At 52.1% G+C, this 20382-nt stretch carries 22 protein-coding genes and 1 tRNA gene; 18 read left to right on the forward strand and 5 right to left on the reverse strand.

Going from position 1 to position 20382, the window contains the following annotated elements; genetic code table 11:
• Positions 1-7: 7 nt before the first annotated feature.
• Both IEX86_RS08080 and IEX86_RS08085 read right to left on the reverse strand, forming a co-directional pair.
• Entirely contained in the window at positions 8-1723 is a 1716-nt protein-coding gene (locus IEX86_RS08080; protein ID WP_188865621.1) for a proline--tRNA ligase, read from the reverse strand.
• Positions 1724-1882: 159 nt separating this feature from the next.
• Positions 1883-3184 carry an OprD family porin gene (locus IEX86_RS08085; RefSeq protein WP_188865622.1) on the reverse strand — a complete coding sequence of 434 codons (1302 nt, stop codon included), beginning with the start codon at positions 3182-3184 and terminating at the stop codon, positions 1883-1885.
• 380 nt (positions 3185-3564) lie between these two features.
• Here IEX86_RS08085 and IEX86_RS08090 point away from each other — a divergent pair, with 380 nt between their 5' ends.
• Both IEX86_RS08090 and IEX86_RS08095 read left to right on the forward strand, forming a co-directional pair.
• On the forward strand, positions 3565-3996 hold the full coding sequence (locus IEX86_RS08090; RefSeq protein ID WP_188865623.1) for an HIT domain-containing protein: 432 nt from the start codon (positions 3565-3567) through the stop codon (positions 3994-3996).
• Positions 3986-4192: a SlyX family protein gene (locus tag IEX86_RS08095; RefSeq protein ID WP_188865624.1), complete on the forward strand. Its 207-nt coding sequence runs from the start codon at positions 3986-3988 to the stop codon at positions 4190-4192. Before IEX86_RS08090 ends, IEX86_RS08095 begins: the two co-directional genes overlap by 11 nt.
• A gap of 44 nt (positions 4193-4236) precedes the next feature.
• On the opposite strand, the gene IEX86_RS25640 is transcribed toward IEX86_RS08095, so the two are convergent.
• Both IEX86_RS25640 and IEX86_RS08105 read right to left on the reverse strand, forming a co-directional pair.
• Positions 4237-4863, reverse strand: coding sequence for a cold-shock protein (locus IEX86_RS25640; protein ID WP_373290408.1), 627 nt, complete (start codon positions 4861-4863; stop codon positions 4237-4239).
• A gap of 195 nt (positions 4864-5058) precedes the next feature.
• Entirely contained in the window at positions 5059-5529 is a 471-nt protein-coding gene (locus IEX86_RS08105) for a Dps family protein (RefSeq protein WP_188865625.1), read from the reverse strand.
• A 315-nt stretch (positions 5530-5844) separates the two neighbouring features.
• On the opposite strand from IEX86_RS08105, the gene aspS reads away from it, so the two are divergent.
• The 16 genes from aspS to nadA all read left to right on the forward strand — a co-directional run bounded on the left by aspS (position 5845) and on the right by nadA (position 18881).
• Positions 5845-7620 carry an aspartate--tRNA ligase gene (aspS, locus tag IEX86_RS08110; RefSeq protein WP_188865626.1) on the forward strand — a complete coding sequence of 592 codons (1776 nt, stop codon included), beginning with the start codon at positions 5845-5847 and terminating at the stop codon, positions 7618-7620.
• Positions 7621-7678: 58 nt separating this feature from the next.
• Complete coding sequence (locus IEX86_RS08115) at positions 7679-8425, forward strand: YebC/PmpR family DNA-binding transcriptional regulator (RefSeq protein ID WP_188865627.1); 747 nt, start codon at positions 7679-7681, stop codon at positions 8423-8425.
• A gap of 114 nt (positions 8426-8539) precedes the next feature.
• Positions 8540-9064, forward strand: coding sequence for a crossover junction endodeoxyribonuclease RuvC (ruvC, locus tag IEX86_RS08120; RefSeq protein WP_188865628.1), 525 nt, complete (start codon positions 8540-8542; stop codon positions 9062-9064).
• An 11-nt stretch (positions 9065-9075) separates the two neighbouring features.
• A complete protein-coding gene (ruvA, locus tag IEX86_RS08125; protein WP_188865629.1) occupies positions 9076-9681 on the forward strand; it encodes a Holliday junction branch migration protein RuvA in 606 nt (201 codons plus the stop codon).
• Between the two features lie 2 nt (positions 9682-9683).
• A complete protein-coding gene (ruvB, locus tag IEX86_RS08130; protein WP_188865630.1) occupies positions 9684-10736 on the forward strand; it encodes a Holliday junction branch migration DNA helicase RuvB in 1053 nt (350 codons plus the stop codon).
• Between the two features lie 51 nt (positions 10737-10787).
• Positions 10788-11222 (forward strand): tol-pal system-associated acyl-CoA thioesterase, encoded by a 435-nt coding sequence (gene ybgC, locus IEX86_RS08135; protein WP_188865631.1) that lies wholly within the window; start codon positions 10788-10790, stop codon positions 11220-11222.
• A 14-nt stretch (positions 11223-11236) separates the two neighbouring features.
• Entirely contained in the window at positions 11237-11929 is a 693-nt protein-coding gene (tolQ, locus tag IEX86_RS08140; RefSeq protein ID WP_188865632.1) for a protein TolQ, read from the forward strand.
• A gap of 11 nt (positions 11930-11940) precedes the next feature.
• Positions 11941-12387, forward strand: coding sequence for a protein TolR (tolR, locus tag IEX86_RS08145; RefSeq protein ID WP_188865633.1), 447 nt, complete (start codon positions 11941-11943; stop codon positions 12385-12387).
• Entirely contained in the window at positions 12384-13493 is a 1110-nt protein-coding gene (gene tolA / locus IEX86_RS08150; RefSeq protein ID WP_188865634.1) for a cell envelope integrity protein TolA, read from the forward strand. The genes tolR and tolA overlap by 4 nt, the downstream gene beginning before the upstream one ends.
• Complete coding sequence (gene tolB / locus IEX86_RS08155; protein WP_188865635.1) at positions 13490-14788, forward strand: Tol-Pal system beta propeller repeat protein TolB; 1299 nt, start codon at positions 13490-13492, stop codon at positions 14786-14788. Before tolA ends, tolB begins: the two co-directional genes overlap by 4 nt.
• Before the next feature lie 54 nt (positions 14789-14842).
• Positions 14843-15358 (forward strand): peptidoglycan-associated lipoprotein Pal, encoded by a 516-nt coding sequence (gene pal / locus IEX86_RS08160; protein ID WP_010795178.1) that lies wholly within the window; start codon positions 14843-14845, stop codon positions 15356-15358.
• A gap of 5 nt (positions 15359-15363) precedes the next feature.
• Complete coding sequence (ybgF, locus tag IEX86_RS08165) at positions 15364-16188, forward strand: tol-pal system protein YbgF (protein ID WP_188865636.1); 825 nt, start codon at positions 15364-15366, stop codon at positions 16186-16188.
• Between the two features lie 83 nt (positions 16189-16271).
• Complete coding sequence (queE, locus tag IEX86_RS08170) at positions 16272-16922, forward strand: 7-carboxy-7-deazaguanine synthase QueE (protein WP_188865637.1); 651 nt, start codon at positions 16272-16274, stop codon at positions 16920-16922.
• A 1-nt stretch (position 16923) separates the two neighbouring features.
• Positions 16924-17598, forward strand: coding sequence for a 7-cyano-7-deazaguanine synthase QueC (gene queC, locus IEX86_RS08175; RefSeq protein WP_188865638.1), 675 nt, complete (start codon positions 16924-16926; stop codon positions 17596-17598).
• Between the two features lie 63 nt (positions 17599-17661).
• Positions 17662-17737, forward strand: a tRNA-Lys gene (locus tag IEX86_RS08180).
• 85 nt (positions 17738-17822) lie between these two features.
• Entirely contained in the window at positions 17823-18881 is a 1059-nt protein-coding gene (gene nadA, locus IEX86_RS08185; RefSeq protein ID WP_188865639.1) for a quinolinate synthase NadA, read from the forward strand.
• 26 nt (positions 18882-18907) lie between these two features.
• Here the strand turns inward: nadA and IEX86_RS08190 are convergent, their stop codons facing one another.
• On the reverse strand, positions 18908-20344 hold the full coding sequence (locus IEX86_RS08190; protein ID WP_188865640.1) for a M48 family metalloprotease: 1437 nt from the start codon (positions 20342-20344) through the stop codon (positions 18908-18910).
• Positions 20345-20382: the final 38 nt, after the last annotated feature.

Here is a 20382-nt window from a genome sequence, read left to right on the forward strand (position 1 = left end):
GCGTGGCTCAGCGATTAATGCGTGCTTCCAGAAATGGCAGCAATTCATCGATCGGCACGTTCTGGTTGTCCTGCTCGCGGCGTCCTTTGTACTCATAAGTACCTTCGGCCAAGCCACGATCACCTACCACGATCCGATGAGGAATGCCGATCAATTCCATATCAGCGAATTTGACGCCGGGACTCGTCTTTTTGTCACGGTCATCCAGCAGGACTTCATAACCAGCAGCTGTCAGCTGCTGATAAAGCTGATCTGTTGCTTCCCGTACACGCTCGTTTTCGTATTTCAATGGGATTAAGGCAATGTGGAACGGGGTAAGCGCGTCAGGCCAGAGGATGCCCCGCTCGTCATGATTTTGCTCAATAGCAGCCGCCACAACACGTGACACGCCGATGCCGTAACAACCCATAGTCAGCTTGACAGGCTTTCCTTGTTCGCTCAGAACAGTCAGGTTCATCGCTTCGCTGTACTTGGTGCCAAGCTGGAAGATATGACCTACCTCGATACCACGCTTGATGACCAGGGTGCCTTTGCCATCTGGGCTTGGGTCACCCGCAACGACATTGCGCAGATCAGCGACTTCAGGTAGTGGTAAATCACGCTCCCAGTTCACGCCAAAGTAGTGCTTGTCCTCAATGTTTGCACCTGCCGCAAAGTCACTCATCATGGCAACCGAGCGATCAATAATGCAGGGCATCGGAAGGTTCAGCGGGCCTAAAGAGCCGGGACCTGCACCGATAGCCGCACGAACTTCAGCCTCGGTAGCAAATACCAGGGGGGCGGCGACAAGCTCATGATTGGCTGCCTTGATCTCGTTCAGTTCATGATCGCCACGAATGACCAGCGCAACCAGCGCGCCTTCTTCTACGCCATGCACAATCAATGTCTTGATTGTCTTTTCAATCGGCAGATTAAACTGTTCGACCAGGGCTGCGATGGTCTTGGTATCAGGTGTGTCGATCAGGCGAAGCTCTTCGGTAGCCGAACCGCGTGAGGTTTCACGAGGCAGTGCTTCGGCCTTTTCAATATTGGCGGCGTAATCGGAGCTTTCGCTGAAAACAATATCGTCCTCACCAGAGCCAGCCAGTACATGGAACTCATGGGAGCCACTGCCACCAATAGAGCCGTTATCGGCTTGAACAGGGCGGAAATTCAACCCGAGCCGAGTAAATACGTTGCAGTAAGCCTGATACATCCGATCATAAGTGTCTTGCAGCGACTCCTGAGTCATGTGGAAGGAGTAGGCATCCTTCATGACGAACTCACGCCCGCGCATCAGGCCAAAACGGGGGCGAATTTCATCCCGAAACTTGGTCTGGATTTGATACATATTGATCGGCAGCTGCTTATAGCTGTTGAGCTCGTTACGTGCCAGATCGGTAATGACTTCCTCGTGGGTTGGACCTACGCAAAAGTCGCGCTCATGGCGATCCTTGAGGCGGAGCAGTTCAGGGCCATACTGCTCCCAGCGGCCGGACTCCTGCCAGAGTTCTGCGGGCTGGATGGCTGGCATCAGCACCTCTAGTGCGCCAGCAGCATTCATCTCTTCGCGTACAACCGTTTCGACCTTGCGTAGCACGCGCAAGCCAAGTGGCAGCCAAGTGTAAAGGCCTGAAGCCAGCTTGCGGATCATACCGGCGCGTAGCAGGAGTTGATGGCTGATGACAACGGCATCAGAAGGCGTTTCTTTCAGGGTAGAGAGAAGATACTGGCTAGTACGCATGAGGGCAGGTCTTTTCTGATCAGCGAAAACTGCATTGTACGGTGGGCTTTCGTAACCGTACAGGCGAGAGGAGCAACCGCCATAGGGAAGTGCACGCAGCGGTAAAAATAAAATGCCCGGCATGGCCGGGCATTTTAAATGTTGCTGATGATTTCTGTATTACAGAATGCTCAGCGGGTACTCCACCATCAGACGGAACTGGTTGGTATCGGTGTCAGCATAGTCGCTGTTGGAGCGGTGGAACGCTTGGCGTGCCCGAATAGAAAGATCTTTGGCTGGGCCGCTTTGAACAACATATTTGGCTTCCAGGTTCCACTCGTGGTGTTTGCCATCTTCCCCATATTGACCTGCATAAGCTGAGTTAAGGCCAGTACGGGTGCCGTCAGCGTCATACCCTTTGACATAGCGAGTCATGAAGCTCAGGCCAGGAATCCCATAAGAAGCCATGTTTATATCATAGCGGGCCTGCCAAGATTTTTCGCCAGGGCCGTTAAAGTCAGAAACATGAATGGAGTTCGCGAGGAAAATCGAGTCGCCTCCACTGTTTTCTTCGCCAACGCCCACATAGTCAAATGGAGTGTTGCCATGCACTTTCTGATAGGCCAAGGTGAACGTATGAGCATCCAACGAATAGGCTGCAGCCAGCGACCAGGTGGTGTTGTTAATAGCACCGGCCTCAGCACGGCCTTCATCCAGTGTGCGATAGATATTGAAATCGAACGTCAGCGCCTGCTGATCACTCAATGGAAGTGCATAGTTTACGTTGCCGTAATACTGGCGCCAAATATCTTTGAACTCGGAGCCGTATAAGCTAACGCTTAATCCATCCGCCAGGTCATAGCTGCCGCCCAGATAATCAACATCCTTGGCATCGATACCCGTATAAGCGGTTCTTAAGGGCTCACGGTTGCTTTGTCCGCGAGGACCAGTGCCAGAAGTGAAGTGCCCAGCCTCAAGCTTCAGGCCTTCGATTTCACTGCTCAGCAGGTTAAAACCTGTGGCAGTTTGCGGGAAAATACGGGAACCGCCAATGGCAAATACCGGAGCGGTAGGAGCCATCTGGCCATACTTCAATACGGTGTTGGATACACGTAGCTTGACCGCGCCGCCTACGTGTTCCCAGTCGTCGGGAGACTTACCATCATCATGGACTGGAACGTTACCAGCACCATTGTAGCGCTTGTCGAGTTTCAAGCCGATATTGGCGAACAGATCAACACCAAAGCCGACCGTGCCTTGTGTATAGCCGGATTGGAAGTTAGTCAGTAGTGCGTGTGACCAGTCACGGCCATCGCTTGCGCCGTTCTTGCCATCATGATTGAAGTAGTAGTTGCGGTTGGTCAGGGTCAGACTGCTGTCTTCAATAAAGCCTTTGGATTCTGACTGCTGACTGGCGAATGCCATCTGGGTCGTCCCTGCCGCTACGGCGAGGGCGATGACGCTCCACTTCATCACTTGCATTATGATTGCTCCTTTGGATTGAAATATCAGTCATCGTTAAACGTGACTGGTTGTTCTTGTTGGTGCCAACTTATAGCACTCTAGTGTCAGGCTTGAAAGTTCCCATCGGATTTTTATGGGCTCTTTCTATAATTTTTTAGAATCAGAAAGATGCCCTATCAACCTCATCCGGATTGATAAGAGTTCCCCCTTATAAGATGGTCGAACGCTAAGCAAGGAGTGTGCACAAAGTGCTATTAGTGGATTATCAGATGGATAATCAAGGACTTATGTTTTAATCCTGCACTTTTTTAATGCGTGCATCCTAAGTGATCAGCCTTTTTGAACCACTTTGGTGCGCGTGAGTTGATATCCGTTCCGTTTTGGTTAGGAAGGTAACTATGTTTGATCTTGATGAGCGCCTTGGAGCGGATACTGTAGAGATAGGTAATTTTTCACTGTGCAAAGTCCTGTTAATGAAGGACGCCAACTATCCATGGCTAATTCTTGTACCAAGACGATCAAGCATCAGTGAAGTATTCGAGTTGTCTGCACACGATCAAATGCAGCTGATGGAAGAGTCTGCATACGTTGCGCAATGTTTAAAGGCCTATTCCAATGCAGTAAAAATAAACATCGCTACATTGGGAAATATAGTTAAGCAACTACATATTCATATAGTGGCTCGTTTTGAGGATGACATGGCTTGGCCAGGACCCATTTGGGGTAGGGGACCTGCAAAAGCATATAGTGAGGGTGAGCTTGAAAAGCGTCTGGCCGACCTCAGGTCTCTTTTTGCTGAGAAATGGGAGGGTGATAAGCATGACGGTTGAAGAGCGAATCAATGAGTTGGAAATGCGGCAAGCGTTTCAAGACGATCTGATACAAACCTTGAATGACATCATTGTCGAACAGCAACGGTCGCTGGATCGAATGAAGCTTCAGATTGAGGAGTTGGCTAGAAGGCAGGCTGAGATAGCTGTATCGCAGGGAGCAGTTGAGGACGAGGCTCCGCCACCGCATTATTAATGTGTATACAGGCGGCTCCCTTGAGAGCCGCCTGTCAAAAGCAACTAGCGTGCAAACGATACAGTTACGTCTTCTGCCTGAAGTCCCTTGTCTCGCTGAATAACGGAAAACTCAACGCGTTGGCCTTCTACCAGGACGCGATGGCCTTCGCCTCGGATAGCACGAAAGTGAACGAAAATATCGTCACCTTGATCGCGCGCGATAAATCCGAATCCTTTCGATGTGTTGAACCATTTCACAGTGCCTATTTCACGGCCTGCTGCAGGTATCGCTTCCTGTAGGTTCTGCCGTCCCTTTCTGTATTTATGATGGCTTTCCGTCCTCGACGATTTAAAGGCCGCAAACAGTTTGATCAACGTTGCGATCATGGCAATCGGCAAGCTGATGCTGACGAGAGGCGGTAATCCTGGAAAGGCATCAGGTGCCAGCAGTTCCAGTGCTTGAAGGCATGCGGCTGCTATCAGCAGCGTTGAAGTAATGGTTTGCGTAGCTCCCTTATTTTTGCTGCTGACGGAAGGAGTCGTGATCAGCAAGAGAAGACCAAGAAAAGCCATATGCAAGGCTTCATGATGATGAAAAAAGCTGGGTTTATCTGCTTGTAGAGAGGAAACCACGGCTATCGAGAGTGCAATTGCACCAGACGCAATGTGAACAAGTGTAAGCGTATTCAATGATGTCACCTTGGAGAAATAGCAAGTCGATCGCTGTTGTTGCCTGAAACGCGTGGCTATGAATGATCGACCTATGCGCAGATACGCACAGTGGTATTTAACCGTAAAGGTGAAAGCTACTCAATCAATGGCCTGATGATGCCATCAGAGAATGAGTGCAGAAAAAGAAAAAGCCCGGCGCAAGCCGGGCTTTTATCAGTTGGCCAGCAGGCTGCGTAGCATCCAGGCTGTCTTTTCATGCGTTTGCATACGCTGAGTCAAAAGGTCAGCAGTCGGCTCATCGCTGACCTTCTCCACGATTGGGAAGATTCCGCGAGCGGTACGAACGACTGCTTCTTGGCCCTGAACGAGCAGGCGAATCATTTCCTGTGCTTCAGGAATCCCTTCCTCTTCCTTGATGCTGGATAGTCTGGCGTAGGCTGAATAGGTGCCTGGCGCGGCAAACCCCAATGCGCGGATGCGCTCGGCAATATCATCAACAGCGGTGGCCAGTTCGGTGTACTGAGTTTCGAACATGGTATGCAGGGTGTTGAACATCGGCCCTGTTACGTTCCAGTGAAAGTTATGGGTCTTCAGATACAAGGTGTAAGTATCTGCAAGCAGGCGAGAAAGCCCGTCTGCGATGGCTGCACGATCTTGCTCAGCAATTCCGATGTTAATTTCCATACCGCTCTCCTTTGGCAGTGATGTTTACTTGAAAATGAGCCTAACACAGGCTTTTAGAATTGGAATGTCTGCGAGGGCCTTTCAAGCAACCTCGATCGAAAAGTCAGTCTAGGATCTTAAAAGGCGACCAGCTTGTTAGAGGTCGGCTGCGTCAGGCTTGGTAATTGTTATAGAATCGCCTACTGACCAAGAGAAACAAGATGGGAATACAGTCTTTGGCTGGCTTTACGTTGCAGCAGTTCTGCGAGACGTGCCTGTGAATGATGCTTGCTCCCCATCTCTTAATTCCGGACTCAAGAGAAGCGAAACACAACCATGATGCGCAGCCATTATTGCGGCCAATTGAACGAGAGCCTGGACGGCCAGGAAATCACCCTTTGCGGCTGGGTTCACCGCCGTCGCGACCATGGAGGCGTTATCTTCCTGGATATACGTGATCGGGAAGGTCTGGCTCAGGTCGTGTTCGACCCGGATCGGGCAGAAACCTTTGCCAAGGCCGACCGTGTTCGTAGCGAATACGTTGTCAAAGTAACGGGGAAGGTTCGTCTGCGTCCTGCCGGCGCGGTCAATCCTAATATGGCCTCGGGAGCCATCGAGGTGCTGGGTTATGACCTTGAAGTGTTAAACCAGGCCGAGACACCACCGTTCCCGCTGGATGAATACTCCGATGTGGGCGAGGAAACACGTCTGCGCTACCGCTTTATTGACCTGCGCCGCCCCGAAATGGCTGCCAAGCTCAAGCTGCGCTCACGTATCACGTCCAGTATTCGCCGCTATCTGGACGAGCAAGGGTTTATGGATGTGGAAACGCCCATCCTGACTCGCGCAACGCCTGAAGGCGCTCGTGATTATTTAGTCCCTAGCCGTACTCATCCCGGTAGTTTCTTTGCTCTGCCGCAGTCGCCTCAGTTGTTCAAGCAGTTACTGATGGTGGCTGGTTTTGATCGTTATTATCAGATTGCCAAGTGCTTCCGCGACGAAGACCTGCGTGCAGACCGTCAGCCTGAATTCACCCAGATCGATATCGAGACCAGCTTCCTTGATGAAAAAGACATCATGGGTATCACGGAGGGTATGATCCGCTCCTTGTTCAAGGAAGTGCTGGATCTGGAGTTTGGCGAGTTCCCGCACATGACCTTCGAAGAAGCCATGCGTCGCTATGGCTCAGACAAACCGGACCTGCGTATTCCGCTGGAGCTGGTCGATGTAGCCGATCTGCTCAAAGATGTCGACTTCAAGGTATTTGCCGGCCCGGCCAATGATCCCAAGTGCCGTGTAACCGCTCTGCGTGTCCCGGGTGGCGCCAGCATGCCCCGTAAGCAGATCGACGATTACACCAAGTATGTAGGTATCTTTGGCGCCAAGGGTTTGGCCTATATCAAGGTCAACAACCGCGCCCAGGGCGTTGAAGGCCTGCAGTCACCTATCGTCAAGAACATCGCAGAGCCAAGCCTGAACGCCATTCTTGACCGTGTTGGTGCAGTGGATGGGGATATCGTCTTCTTTGGTGCGGACAAGGCCAAGATCGTCAGTGACGCGCTGGGCGGCCTGCGTATCAAGCTGGGCCATGACCTGAATCTGCTGACCTGTGAATGGGCACCCCTGTGGGTCATCGACTTCCCGATGTTCGAAGAAAACGATGATGGCAGCTTCTCTGCACTGCACCATCCGTTCACATCACCCAAGTGCGCACCGGAAGAGCTTGAGGCCAATCCCGCTGCTGCCCTGTCTCGTGCTTATGACATGGTGCTCAACGGCACTGAGTTAGGCGGTGGCTCGATTCGTATTCACCGCAAGGATATGCAGCAGTCTGTCTTCCGTGTACTGGGGATCAGTGAGGACGAGCAGCAAGAGAAGTTTGGCTTCCTGCTTGACGCCCTGAAGTATGGTGCACCGCCGCATGGTGGTCTGGCATTTGGCCTGGATCGTCTGGTGATGTTGATGACTGGCGCGCAATCCATTCGTGAAGTCATTGCTTTCCCGAAAACCCAGAGTGCTGCAGACGTCATGACTCAGGCACCTGGCGCAGTGGATGCCAAAGCGCTACGCGAGTTGCATATTCGTCTGCGTGAGCAGCCAAAGGCTGAGTAATTGATCAACCGGGCAGCCGTAGGGCTGCCCTTTGTCGAAAAGTGGTTTGGAGTTCGTTATGGCGGGTCATTCCAAGTGGGCCAACATTAAGCACCGCAAAGAGCGGCAGGACGCCAAGAAAGGCAAGATTTTCACCAAGATCATTCGCGAGCTGACAGTGGCAGCCCGGCAGGGTGGTGGCGTTCCAGCGGATAATCCACGTCTTCGTCTGGCTGTAGATAAGGCGCTTACAGCCAACATGACGCGTGACACCATTGACCGTGCTATCGCACGAGGCGCAGGCGCCAACGAGGGTGATAACGTCGAAGAGCTAACCTACGAGGGATATGCGCCGAGTGGTGTGGCGCTCATCGTAGAGGCCATGACGGATAACCGTAACCGTACGGCTGCCGAAGTGCGTCATGCCTTTAGCAAATGTGGCGGTAACCTCGGCACTGATGGCTCAGTAGCCTACATGTTCGAGCGCAAAGGGCAGATCAGCTTTGCACCCGGCGTTGACGAAGATGCACTCATGGAGGCCGCGCTCGAAGCGGGGGCTGATGATGTAGTGAGCAATGATGATGGGTCCGTCGATGTCTTTACATCGTTTAGTGACTTCATTGCTGTAAACGAAGCATTGGTTGCAGCCGGTTTCAAATCCGAAGCTGCCGAAATCTCCATGATTCCCTCCACGACAACGGCGTTGGATCTGGAGACTGCCCAGAAAGTGCTTAAGCTTATCGATATGCTGGAAGATCTGGACGATGTACAGAATGTGTACTCCAATGCGGAAATTCCAGATGATGTCATGGCGCAGCTAGGCTAAAAGGTCTGATACCCCTATAGTGTTAGCGCGTTACAGGGGTGGCTGCTACTGGATAGGTATAAGCCTCCTTAAAGCAGTCACCTTTCTCCCGCCTGGTCTGGGAAGGATATATAGATGACCCTGGTACTAGGCATCGACCCTGGTTCTCGAATTACCGGATTTGGTGTGATTCGAGATACGGGTAAAGGGTGTGAATATGTAGCCTCTGGCTGTATTCGTACAGGTAATGGCCCTCTGCATGAGCGTTTGCAAATCGTTTACAGAGGGGTGCGGGAAGTCATTGGGCTGTATGAGCCAGTCACTATGGGTATCGAGCAGGTATTCATGGCGCGCAATGCCGACTCTGCTTTAAAGCTGGGACAAGCTCGAGGTGCAGCCATTGTGGCCTGCGCGGAAGCAGGGCTTGAAATAGCCGAATACACGGCTACCCAGGTCAAACAGGCAATCGTAGGTACAGGCGCTGCTGATAAGCAGCAAGTCATGATGATGGTCATGCACTTGTTAAAGCTGAAGGAAAAGCCTCAGATCGATGCTTCCGATGCCCTCGGAATTGCTCTTTGCCATGCCCACACGCGCCAGAGTCTTACCCCTCATGGGCTTCTAGGGGCTCGCCGGCGCAGTGGTCGCCTGCGTCTTTAATAGGTGTTTTTGTGATTGGACGTCTTCGCGGTTCTCTGGCTGAAAAACAGCCGCCGCATGTAATCATCGATGTCAATGGCGTGGGTTACGAGCTGGAAGTTCCCATGACGACATTGTATCGCCTCCCGTCGCTGGGTGAGCTGGTTACCTTGCATACGCATTTAGTTGTACGTGAGGATGCTCACCTGCTTTATGGTTTTTTTGAAAAGCGCGAGCGGGAGCTCTTTCGAGAGTTGATCCGCTTGAATGGGGTAGGGCCCAAGTTGGCTCTGGCGCTTATGTCTGGCTTTGAGGTAGATGAGTTGGTGCGCTGCGTACAGGCTCAGGATGCATCCGCCTTGGTCAAGATTCCTGGTGTTGGCAAAAAGACTGCTGAACGCCTGCTGGTCGAGCTTAAGGACCGCTTCAAAGCATGGGAAAGCCTGCCATCCATTGCGCCGTTAGTTATGGAAGCAACCGCTGGTAAGGCCGTCATAACAGCTGAAACCGATGCGGTTAGTGCTCTGGTATCGCTTGGGTTCAAGCCGCAGGAAGCCAGTCGGGCTGTGTCGGCTGTTGCTGAAGAGGGCCTCAGTAGTGAAGACCTGATTCGTCGTGCCCTTAAAGGCATGGTGTAAACATGATTGAACCAGATCGTCTGATTTCTGCCTCGGGCCGGGATCGCGAAGAGCAACAGGATCGTGCCATCCGGCCGCTCAAGCTGGCCGAGTACATTGGCCAGCCGGTCGTGCGTGAACAGATGAGTCTGTTCATTCAGGCAGCAAAAGGCCGAGGCGAGGCGCTTGACCACACACTTATCTTCGGACCGCCAGGGCTCGGCAAGACAACGCTTGCCAATATCATTGCTGAGGAAATGGGCGTTGCTATTAAAAGTACGTCTGGTCCCGTGCTTGAGCGGCCAGGAGACCTCGCGGCTCTACTGACCAACCTAGAGGCTGGAGACGTTCTTTTCGTAGACGAAATCCACCGCCTTTCGCCTGTCGTGGAAGAAGTCCTTTATCCTGCAATGGAGGACTATCAGCTCGATATCATGATCGGTGAAGGTCCTGCCGCCCGCTCGATCAAACTGGATCTGCCGCCTTTTACATTGGTTGGCGCCACTACGCGTGCTGGCATGTTGACGAATCCGCTAAGGGATCGGTTCGGTATTATCCAACGCCTGGAATTCTATAGCGTAGAGGACCTTGCAAGTATCGTTACGCGATCTGCCCGAATCCTGAACTTGGCAATTGAGCCTGAGGGCGCAGTAGAGATTGCCCGTCGTGCCCGTGGTACGCCTCGTATTGCCAACCGGCTGCTGCGACGTGTTCGGGACTTTGCTGAGGTTCGAGCGCAGGGACGTATCAGTCATACGATCGCAAACCAGGCTTTGGACCTGCTGGATGTCGATGCACGCGGCTTTGATCATCAGGATCGTAGACTTCTATTGACCTTAATCGACAAGTTCGACGGTGGTCCCGTCGGCGTGGATAGCCTTGCTGCTGCAATCAGTGAGGAGCGTCACACCATCGAAGATGTCCTGGAGCCGTATTTGATTCAGCAGGGCTATATCATGCGTACGCCAAGAGGGCGGATGGTGACCCGCCATGCCTACCTTCATTTTGGTTTGAATGTGCCCAAGCGTATGGGTCCAGGAACCGTGCCTGATCTTTTTGAGGAAGATAATAATTAATTGCAACTGCAAGTATTTCTGATTGGCAAATTGAAGGCTTGGTTCTAGAGTATGCGCGCGCAACATGTGACTCAGCCGTTCTCGCTGCGGTGTCGAGTGTATTACGAAGACACCGATGCAGGAGGCATCGTTTACTACGTCAACTATTTCAAATTCATGGAACGTGCTCGTACCGAACGGTTACGGGCTTTGGGTTTTGTTCAATCGCGCTTGGCGGAAGAAAATATCCTGTTCGTCGTGCATTCAAGTGAGGCGCGTTACCATGCGCCTGCTCGACTGGATGACGAGCTGGAGGTCAGTGCTCGGGTTGTTGAATTGAACCGGGCCAGTCTGCGTTTTCATCAGCAGGTGACGCGGCGAGCCGATAACGTTCTGTTATGCGAAGGATATGTGACGGTTGCGTGTGTACGTTCAGACAACTTCAGGCCCAGGGCAATTCCTGAGGCCATGCGAACAGTATTCGCGAGCGATTCGGACTCAATTTAAGCAGGAGATTTAGCGTGGAACCAACTGTTGACCATTCCTCCATGTGGAGCCTTGTGAGCAATGCCAGCTTGGTAGTTCAGCTGGTCATGCTGACACTGGTAGCGGCTTCCGTAGCATCATGGGTCATGATTATCCAGCGTGCCAACGCCATTCGTGCAGCCAAGCGTGCACTGGAGGCTTTTGAAGAGCGTTTCTGGTCGGGTATCGATCTGTCAAAGCTTTATCGTCAGGCTGGCAGCAACCCTGATCCAGACTCAGGTGTTGAACAAATTTTTCGTGCAGGCTTCAAGGAGTTTTCCAGACTGCGTCAACAGGCTGGAGTAGACCCAGATGCGGTAATGGAAGGTGTCCAGCGCGCTATGCGTGTTGCCATTTCTCGCGAGGAAGAAAAGCTTGAGCAAAGCCTGCCTTTCCTGGCTACCGTTGGTTCCACCAGTCCGTATATCGGCTTGTTCGGTACTGTTTGGGGCATCATGAACTCATTCCGTGGCTTGGCCACTGCTCAACAAGCTACATTGGCAACTGTTGCTCCAGGTATTGCGGAAGCTTTGATTGCAACAGCCATTGGCTTGTTTGCTGCTATTCCGGCAGTGATTGCGTATAACCGCTTTGCCGCGCGCTCGGAGACATTGATCAGCCGGTACTACACATTTGCTGATGAGTTCCAAGCCATTTTGCATCGTAAAGTCCATACCAGCGACGAGTAATAGGTATCACCATGGCCAGGGGTAGACACAAGCGCAAGCCAGTCGCCGAAATGAACGTAGTACCTTACATCGACGTAATGTTGGTATTGCTAGTCATTTTCATGGTGACTGCGCCTATGATGAATCAAGGCGTCAAGGTTGACCTGCCAAATGCGGACAGCCAGCCGCTACCGCAGGATAACAATAAGCAAATATTGACCGTCTCCATTAAGGCAGACGGTACGTATTACTGGAACGTTGGGAAAGAAGTTGAAACGGAGCAGCAGCGTGATAGTGCTAACGCTGTTGCGTTGCCCCAGCTGACAGATCAGGTCTCCAAAATCATGCGGCAAAGGCCAGATACGCAAGTCTTCATTCGCGGTGATAAGGCTGTTAACTACGGGGTAGTAGCAGCAGCGATGGGCGGCTTGCAACAGGCGGGCGTGCCCAATGTCGGGTTAATCACCGAGGCGCCTTGATGCAAGACCGTGAGCGTTCTCCTTCCGAGGGCTATTTTTGGCCCGTTGTTTGGGCCTTAGTTCTCCATGTTGTTATTTTTGCAGCCTTGTTTGTAAGTTGGGCTATGGCGCCTGAGTTACCTCAGTCCAAGCCCATTGTGCAAGCCAAGCTAGTTCAATTGAAATCCAAGAGTCCGGCTCAAGTACAGACAGAGCAGAAGTTGGCTGGAGAAGCCAAAAAGACCTCTTCTCGTCAGTACGAAGTCGAGCAAATGGAGCAGAGAAAAGCAGAGCAGCAGGCTCAAGCCGCTGCTGCGGCTGCAGCGGCGGCTAAGGCTGCGGAACAAAAGAAAGCTGAGGACGCTCGAAAGGCGCAGCAGGTAGAAACTGCCCAGAAAGCCGCTGAAGCTAAGGCAGAGGCGGCAAAAGCCGAAGCCGCGGCAAAGGCGGAAAAAGCAGCGCAGGAAAAGGCGGCTGCTGAACAGCAGCGCAAGTCCGAGTTAGCGAAAAAACAAGCTGAAGAGGCTGCTCAAAAGAAAGCAGCGGCTGAAGAGGCCAAGAAGAAAGCAGCAGAAGAAGCGCAAAAGAAAGCGGCTGAAGCAGCTGAGAAAAAGGCAGCTGCTGACGAAGCCAAGAAAAAGGCAGCGGAAGACGCCAAAAAGAAAGCAGCTGAGCAGGCCAAAGCCAAGGCTGCTGAAGATGCTAAGAAAAAGGCAGCTCAGGCGGCTGCGCGCAAGGCGGCAGAGGATAAGAAGGCTCAAGCCCTGGCTGAACTTCTTTCCGATGATACGCAACGACAGCAGGCAATGGCTGATGAGGTAGGCGACGAGGTAGCTTCGAACTTCGATGACCTTATCGTGAGTCTGGTCAGCGAGCAGTGGCGGCGACCGCCGTCGGCGCGCAATGGCATGAGTGTCGAAGTACAAATTGAAATGTTGCCTGACGGGACGGTTACCAACGCCAGCGTGACTCGATCTAGTGGTGATTCGGCCTTCGATAGTTCGGCCGTTGCTGCCGTACGTAACGTAGGACGTATACCTGAAATGCAACAGCTTGATCGCCCGACGTTTGACCAGCTTTATCGCAAGCGTCGCATTATCTTCAAACCGGAGGATTTGAGTCTGTGAATAACCTGATTCGTATCGTTCTGCTAGGACTTGTATTCCTGGTAGGCGCTGCCCAAGCTGCCGATCCCCTTGTGGTATCCAGTGGTAATGACAAAGCCATTCCAATTGCAGTCGTGCCTTTTGGATGGCAGGGTGGTCAGCCGCTTCCCGATGACATGGCCAATATCATTGGTAACGATCTGCGTAACTCCGGCTCGTTTTCTCCGATTGATCGTCAGAACATGCTTAGCCTGCCGACTCAGGCGAGTGAAGTTGCTTACAAAGATTGGCAGGCGCTGGGTGTTAGCTATGTGTTAATTGGCAATATCGTGCCCAGTGGCGGTCGCTTGCAGATCCAGTACGCGCTGTTCAACATTGCCACGCAGCAACAGGTCATGACCGGTAGCGTAGGAGGGAGTACTGATCAGCTACGCGATATGGCTCACTACATTGCTGATCAGTCATTCGAAAAGTTGACTGGCATCAAGGGGGCTTTCTCTACCAAGCTGCTGTATGTCACGGCTGAACGCTTCTCTCAGAACAATACTCGCTATACCCTGCAGCGCGCTGACTATGATGGTGCACGCTCTGTGACGCTTCTACAGTCACGTGAGCCTATCCTTTCTCCTCGATTTGCTCCTGACGGAAAACGCATTGCTTATGTTTCGTTTGAGCAGCAACGTCCACGTATTTTTCTTCAGTACGTAGATACAGGCCGCCGTGAGCAGCTCACTAATTTTGAAGGCTTGAATGGCGCTCCAGCGTTTTCCCCAGACGGTAATCGCCTGGCATTCGTGTTGTCACGTGACGGTAACCCTGAGATTTATGTGATGGACCTGAATTCTCGTCAGATCCGTCGTGTCACTAACGACTCATCCATTGATACCGAACCCTTCTGGGGGCGTGATGGACAGACTATTTATTTCACTTCGGACCGCTCCGGAAAGCCGCAAATCTATAAAACCAGTGTTAACGGTGGTGGCACAGAGCGCGTTACATTCGTAGGCAACTACAATGCAAACCCGAAATTGTCCGCAGACGAAAAAACGCTGGTGATGGTGCATCGTCAGGAAGGGTTCACGAACTTCCAGATTGGTGCTCAGGATCTTCAGCGCGGAAGCGTCCGCGTGCTCTCTAACACGAGTCTTAACGACTCGCCTACTGTTGCACCCAATGGCACCATGGTAATCTACGCGTCCCGCCAGCAGGACCGAGGCGTACTAATGCTTGTATCCATCAATGGACGTGTGCGTATTACGCTACCCACCACCCAAGGCGATGTTCGCGAGCCTTCTTGGTCCCCTTACCTGAACTGACGGCAATATAATCTGTTCTATATAAAACACTTTGCGGTTCTTTAGGAGTTAACGATGGAAATGCTGAAATTCGGCAAGTTCGCTGCTCTGGCTTTAGCCATGGCCGTTGCAGTAGGTTGTTCTTCGAAGGGTGGTGATGCTTCTGGTGAGGGTGCTGGCGCAGGCGCTGGCGCGGTTGATCCAAACGCAGGTTATGGTGCTAACGCCGGTGCTGTTGACGGTAGCATGAGCGATGAAGCGGCTCTACGTGCGATTACCACGTTTTATTTCGAATACGACAGCTCCGATCTGAAGCCAGAAGCTATGCGTGCTTTGGACGTACATGCTCGCGATCTGAAAACTAGTGGTCAGCGCGTTGTGCTGGAAGGTCATACTGACGAGCGCGGTACTCGTGAGTACAACCTGGCTCTGGGCGAGCGTCGTGCTAAAGCTGTTCAGCGTTACCTTGTGCTACAGGGCGTTTCTCCGGCTCAGTTGGAACTGGTTTCCTATGGTAAAGAGCGTCCTGCTGCTATCGGTCACGACGAGCAGTCCTGGGCTCAAAACCGTCGCGTTGAGTTGAAGAAGTAAGATTTATGCCGAAGCGCCTGTTTACACTGACATCGTTAGCTCTGTGCACTTCTTTTGCATGGGCACAGGTACCGGTTCAGGAGGGGGGTTATAGTGGGAGCGGTTCTACTCCCGGCTATAATACCCAAGGCGCGCCCTATGCAGGTGACGGGGGCGCTAGCGCTCCCGTCTCTGCTCAGGGGCAGCTCTTTATGCAATTGCAGCAAATGCAAGATGACATTGCACGCCTGCGTGGTCAGGTTGAAGAGCAGCAAAACGAAATCAATCAGCTGAAGCAACAAGGTCTGGAGCGCTATCAAGACCTTGATCGCCGAATTTCTGCCAGTAGTGCTGCCTCTGGGGCATCTTCAGGCGCTGCCCTTGGTAGCGAGTCTGGATCCGCTGCAGGCGCTATAAATGCAAATGCTGCACCCACCCCTCCAGCCTCCCAGGCGAGTAGTGAGCCTGGCGATCCGGCCAAGGAAAAGCTTTATTACGATGCTGCCTTTGATCTGATTAAGGCAAAGGATTTTGCTAAGGCAAGTCAGGCATTTACAGCATTTTTACGTAAATATCCCAATAGCCAATATGCAGGTAATGCCCAATATTGGTTAGGCGAAGTCAATATGGCTTCTGGAGATTTACAGGCAGCAGGACAGGCGTTTGCGCGCGTGAGCCAAGCCTATCCGAACCATCCTAAAGTTCCAGATTCTCTTTACAAGCTGGCGGGTGTTGAACAGCGGCTTGGAAATCGAGACAAGGCCAGGGTTATGTACCAGCAGGTCATTTCGCAATATCCTGGCTCTTCTGCTGCACAATTAGCCCAGCGTGATCTTAAAAACCTGCCCTAAAAGCAGGTTTTTTCGTTAGAATCCGCCCCCCTTTTCCGCAACGGAGGCGGACGGCCTGTATCGCTGTCACGCCCGTGGCCTATATGCAACAAAACACTCTGCGTATTACCGAGATTTTCTACTCGCTGCAGGGGGAAACACGAACAGCTGGATTGCCAACTGTTTTCGTGCGCCTAACCGGCTGTCCCTTGCGTTGCCAATATTGCGATACGGCTTATGCCTTCAGTGGTGGTCAGATTATGACCCTGGAGGATATCGTTGAGCGTGTCGCTCAATACAAGCCTCGTTATGTTTGCGTGACGGGAGGCGAACCCCTTGCTCAGCCAAACTGCCTACCTCTGCTTGAGCAGCTATGTGATGCTGGTTATGAAGTATCACTTGAAACCAGTGGTGCGCTAGATGTAGCGCCTGTAGATCGGCGTGTTATTAAAGTTGTTGATTTAAAGACGCCTGGATCTGCTGAGGTTTCTCGTAACCTGTATGAAAATATGGATCATCTCACGTCAAGTGATCAGGTGAAGTTCGTGATTTGCTCTCGTGAAGATTACGATTGGGCTGTATCCAAATTGATTCAATACCGTCTGGATGAGCGTGTAGATGAGGTGCTGTTTTCTCCTAGTCATCAGCAGGTAACCCCACGTCAGCTAGCTGAGTGGATCGTGCAGGATAATCTTCCAGTACGGTTTCAGTTGCAGTTGCACAAGATTCTTTGGAACGACGAGCCAGGACACTGATATGAGCCAGAAAAAAGCCGTTATTTTACTATCGGGTGGCCTGGACTCTGCCACTGTTGTCGCCATGTGCCGTGCTGAGGGCTTTGCCTGCTATACGATGAGTTTTGACTATGGGCAGCGTCATAGGGCAGAGCTAAAGGCTGCCGAGCGCGTAGCAAGTCAGCTGGGAGTGGTGGAGCACAAAGTGATCGGGTTGGATCTGAATGGCATTGGTGGCTCAGCGCTAACCGATGACGCTATTGATGTGCCAGAAACGCCTAGTGAGGGTATTCCTGTTACCTATGTGCCAGCACGTAATACAGTTTTTCTCTCGCTGGCTCTGGGGTGGGCAGAAGTGCTTGAAGCCCAGCATATTTTCATTGGCGTTAATGCAGTTGACTACTCGGGTTATCCAGATTGCCGACCTGAATTTGTCGAGTCCTTTGAGCGTATGGCTAATCTTGCAACCAAGGCGGGTGTGGAGGGTAACGGCTTTAAAATCGTTGCGCCGCTTCAGTTCATGTCCAAGGCTGAGATTATCCAGTGCGGTGCTAAGCACGGAGTAGATTACTCATTGACTGTTTCCTGCTATCAAGCCGACGAAGCTGGGTATGCCTGTGGCCGATGTGATAGCTGCCGCTTGCGTGCAGAGGGATTTCGAGCAGCTGGCGTTGAAGATCCGACACGATATTTTTGAAAAAAATTTGCGCTAGGGTATTGATTCTTCAGAAGAAATCATTATTATAGCACTCGCTTTCGGGGGTCGTTAGCTCAGTCGGTAGAGCAGTTGGCTTTTAACCAATTGGTCGTAGGTTCGAATCCTACACGACCCACCATTTTCCTCTCCTAGCTGTTTCGTTAAGTCACCGTTTCTCTGGTGATGCACTCCTTCTGTCTATTTAGCGTTTGGGTGTAGCGAGCATGTCGCAAATCTCGGAACGACTTCTGGTTCAAGCCCATCTCGCGGCTAAGCAGCCTAAATCCTTAAGCCCTGAAGAAATAAAGCGCTATCGCCGCGACATTGCTGCGGAGCTCAAAGCGCGTGACGCCGTTTTGCTGGCTCATTACTATACAGACCCCATTCTGCAAGCGTTGGCTGAAGAAACCGGCGGATGTGTAGCCGACTCGCTTGAGATGGCACGCTTTGGCAACCAGCATTCGGCTTCCACCGTTGTAGTGGCTGGGGTGCGCTTTATGGGGGAAACGGCCAAGATTCTCAATCCCGAGAAGCGGGTGCTCATGCCTACTCTAGAGGCAACCTGCTCGCTGGATATAGGCTGCCCAGCCCAGGAATTCGCTGCGTTCTGTGATCAGCATCCTGAGCGGACGGTGGTGGTCTATGCCAATACATCCGCAGCGGTAAAGGCTAGGGCAGATTGGGTTGTGACCTCTGGCTGTGCATTAGAGATCGTTGAACATCTGATGGATAATGGCGAGCCTATCTTGTGGGCGCCTGATCGCCATCTGGGACGTTATATTCAACGTGAAACAGGCGCTGACATGTTGCTGTGGGAGGGGGCGTGTATCGTTCATGAAGAATTTAAATCTTCTCAGCTAACAGATATCAAGGCACTTTACCCCGATGCGGCTGTGTTGGTTCATCCTGAATCTCCCGAAGCTGTCATTGAGCTTGCTGACATGGTTGGCTCGACTAGCCAAATGATTAAAGCTGCACAGACGATGCCCAATTCGACCTTTATTGTGGCAACGGACAAAGGCATCTTTTATAAGATGCAGCAGCTTTGCCCTGATAAGGTTTTCATTGAAGCTCCCACTGCTGGCAATGGTGCTGCTTGTCGTAGCTGCGCACATTGCCCTTGGATGGCTATGAATACGTTAGAGCGCACGCTTGCTTGCTTGCGAGAGGGAAGCGGGGAGGTTTTGGTTGATTTATCTCTGATACCTAAGGCTGTAAAGCCGCTCAAGCGGATGTTGGACTTTACTCAGGCGGCAAGGTTAAAGCAGGCAGGAAATGCCTGACAGGCATTTCCTGATTTGTACGCCTACTACTTCATTATTTCTTCGGCGGTCCGCTTTTGCGTAATCATTTCCTGCTGGCGTGCATCAATCCGTGCGGCTAGCTGGAAGTTGTTTGAGGCACGCTGCTTTGCAAACCCTAGCTGCTGTATGGCCTGATCGTAATCACCCGTCAGAGCAAAATATTCTGCACGAGCCTGATGAACCTCTATTAACTGTCCTGCTTGGCCACGGACTTCAGCAGCTCTGTACCAGACATCGGGGTCAAGTGGGCGACCTTTAAGCACCTTGTCCAGCAAGGCGCTGGCATCTTTGGGCTTGTTAAGCTTAATCAGTAGATCGGCTTGCAGCATGCTGACCGCGAAGCTGTCGGGATACATTTCCATCATCCTCTGCGCGCGCTTCTCAGCATCAGGCAGCCGGTTGTTGGTAATGTCGAGTTCTATCTGGGCTAGGTTGTATGTCACATCATTTGGCGAGGCGTCCAGCAGTGGCTTCAGCGTGTCGCGTGCTTCATTTAGCTGGCCAAGGCGAGTTAAGCCAACTGCAAGGCCATAACGTGCTGCTTCTAACTTTGGATTTTCGTCCAGCATCGCACGGAAACGCTTGACTGCGATGCCCGGAGTTTCCTCAAAAAGTAGCTGAACCCTTGCGCGCATCAACTGGTATTGCAAGCTGTCTTCACGTCCGCCTGCAGGATATTGGTCGGCACGGTTACGGGTGTCTGCAACACGGTCCTCCGTTACTGGGTGGGTAAGAAGAAACTCAGGCGGCCTTTGATCGTAACGGTACTGTCTAGCTAGTCGGCTAAACATATTGGGCATACCGCGTGGGTCATATCCGGCTTTGGCCAGATTGATCAGGCCTACTCGGTCCGCTTCCTGTTCGTTCTGACGCGAGAAGCGGAGCTGACTTTGTATTGCAGCGGCCTGCGTAGAGGCAATCGTCGCAATGCCCGCATCACCACCGCCAGCAGCGGCCGCTACAATGCCAGCGAGCATGGCTGCCATTAACGGTAACTGCATACGCTGCTGATTTTCTATGCCCCGTGCAAAGTGCCGCTGACTTAAGTGCGCTAATTCGTGCGCGAGGACACCTGCATACTCCGATTCGGTTTGGGCATATAAGAATAAGCCTCCGTTAACGCCTACGACGCCTCCAGGAGCAGCAAAGGCGTTGATTTGGGGATCTTTGATCAGGATGAATACGAGACGATGATCCTGGATCTGGCTTGTCTCGGCCAATCTGTAAACGCTACCTTCCACAAACTGCTTGAGTTGCGGATCGGTTAATGTCGTGACTTGCCCTCGCAGCATGCTCAGCCATGTGCGGCCAAGCTGAAATTCCTGCTCAGGAGAAACGACTGAAGAGCTTGCGTCCCCTAGTGACGGCAGATCAACGGCTGCAGGAGCGGGCACGGAAATTAGGCAAGACAGACTAAAAAGGGCAGGGCGCAGAAATTTCATAATGGCGCTCATGACTGCAAAAGCCTTACTTTATCTGT

The organism is Pseudomonas asuensis, assembly GCF_014646755.1.
Taxonomy (GTDB): Bacteria; Pseudomonadota; Gammaproteobacteria; order Pseudomonadales; family Pseudomonadaceae; genus Chryseomonas; species Chryseomonas asuensis.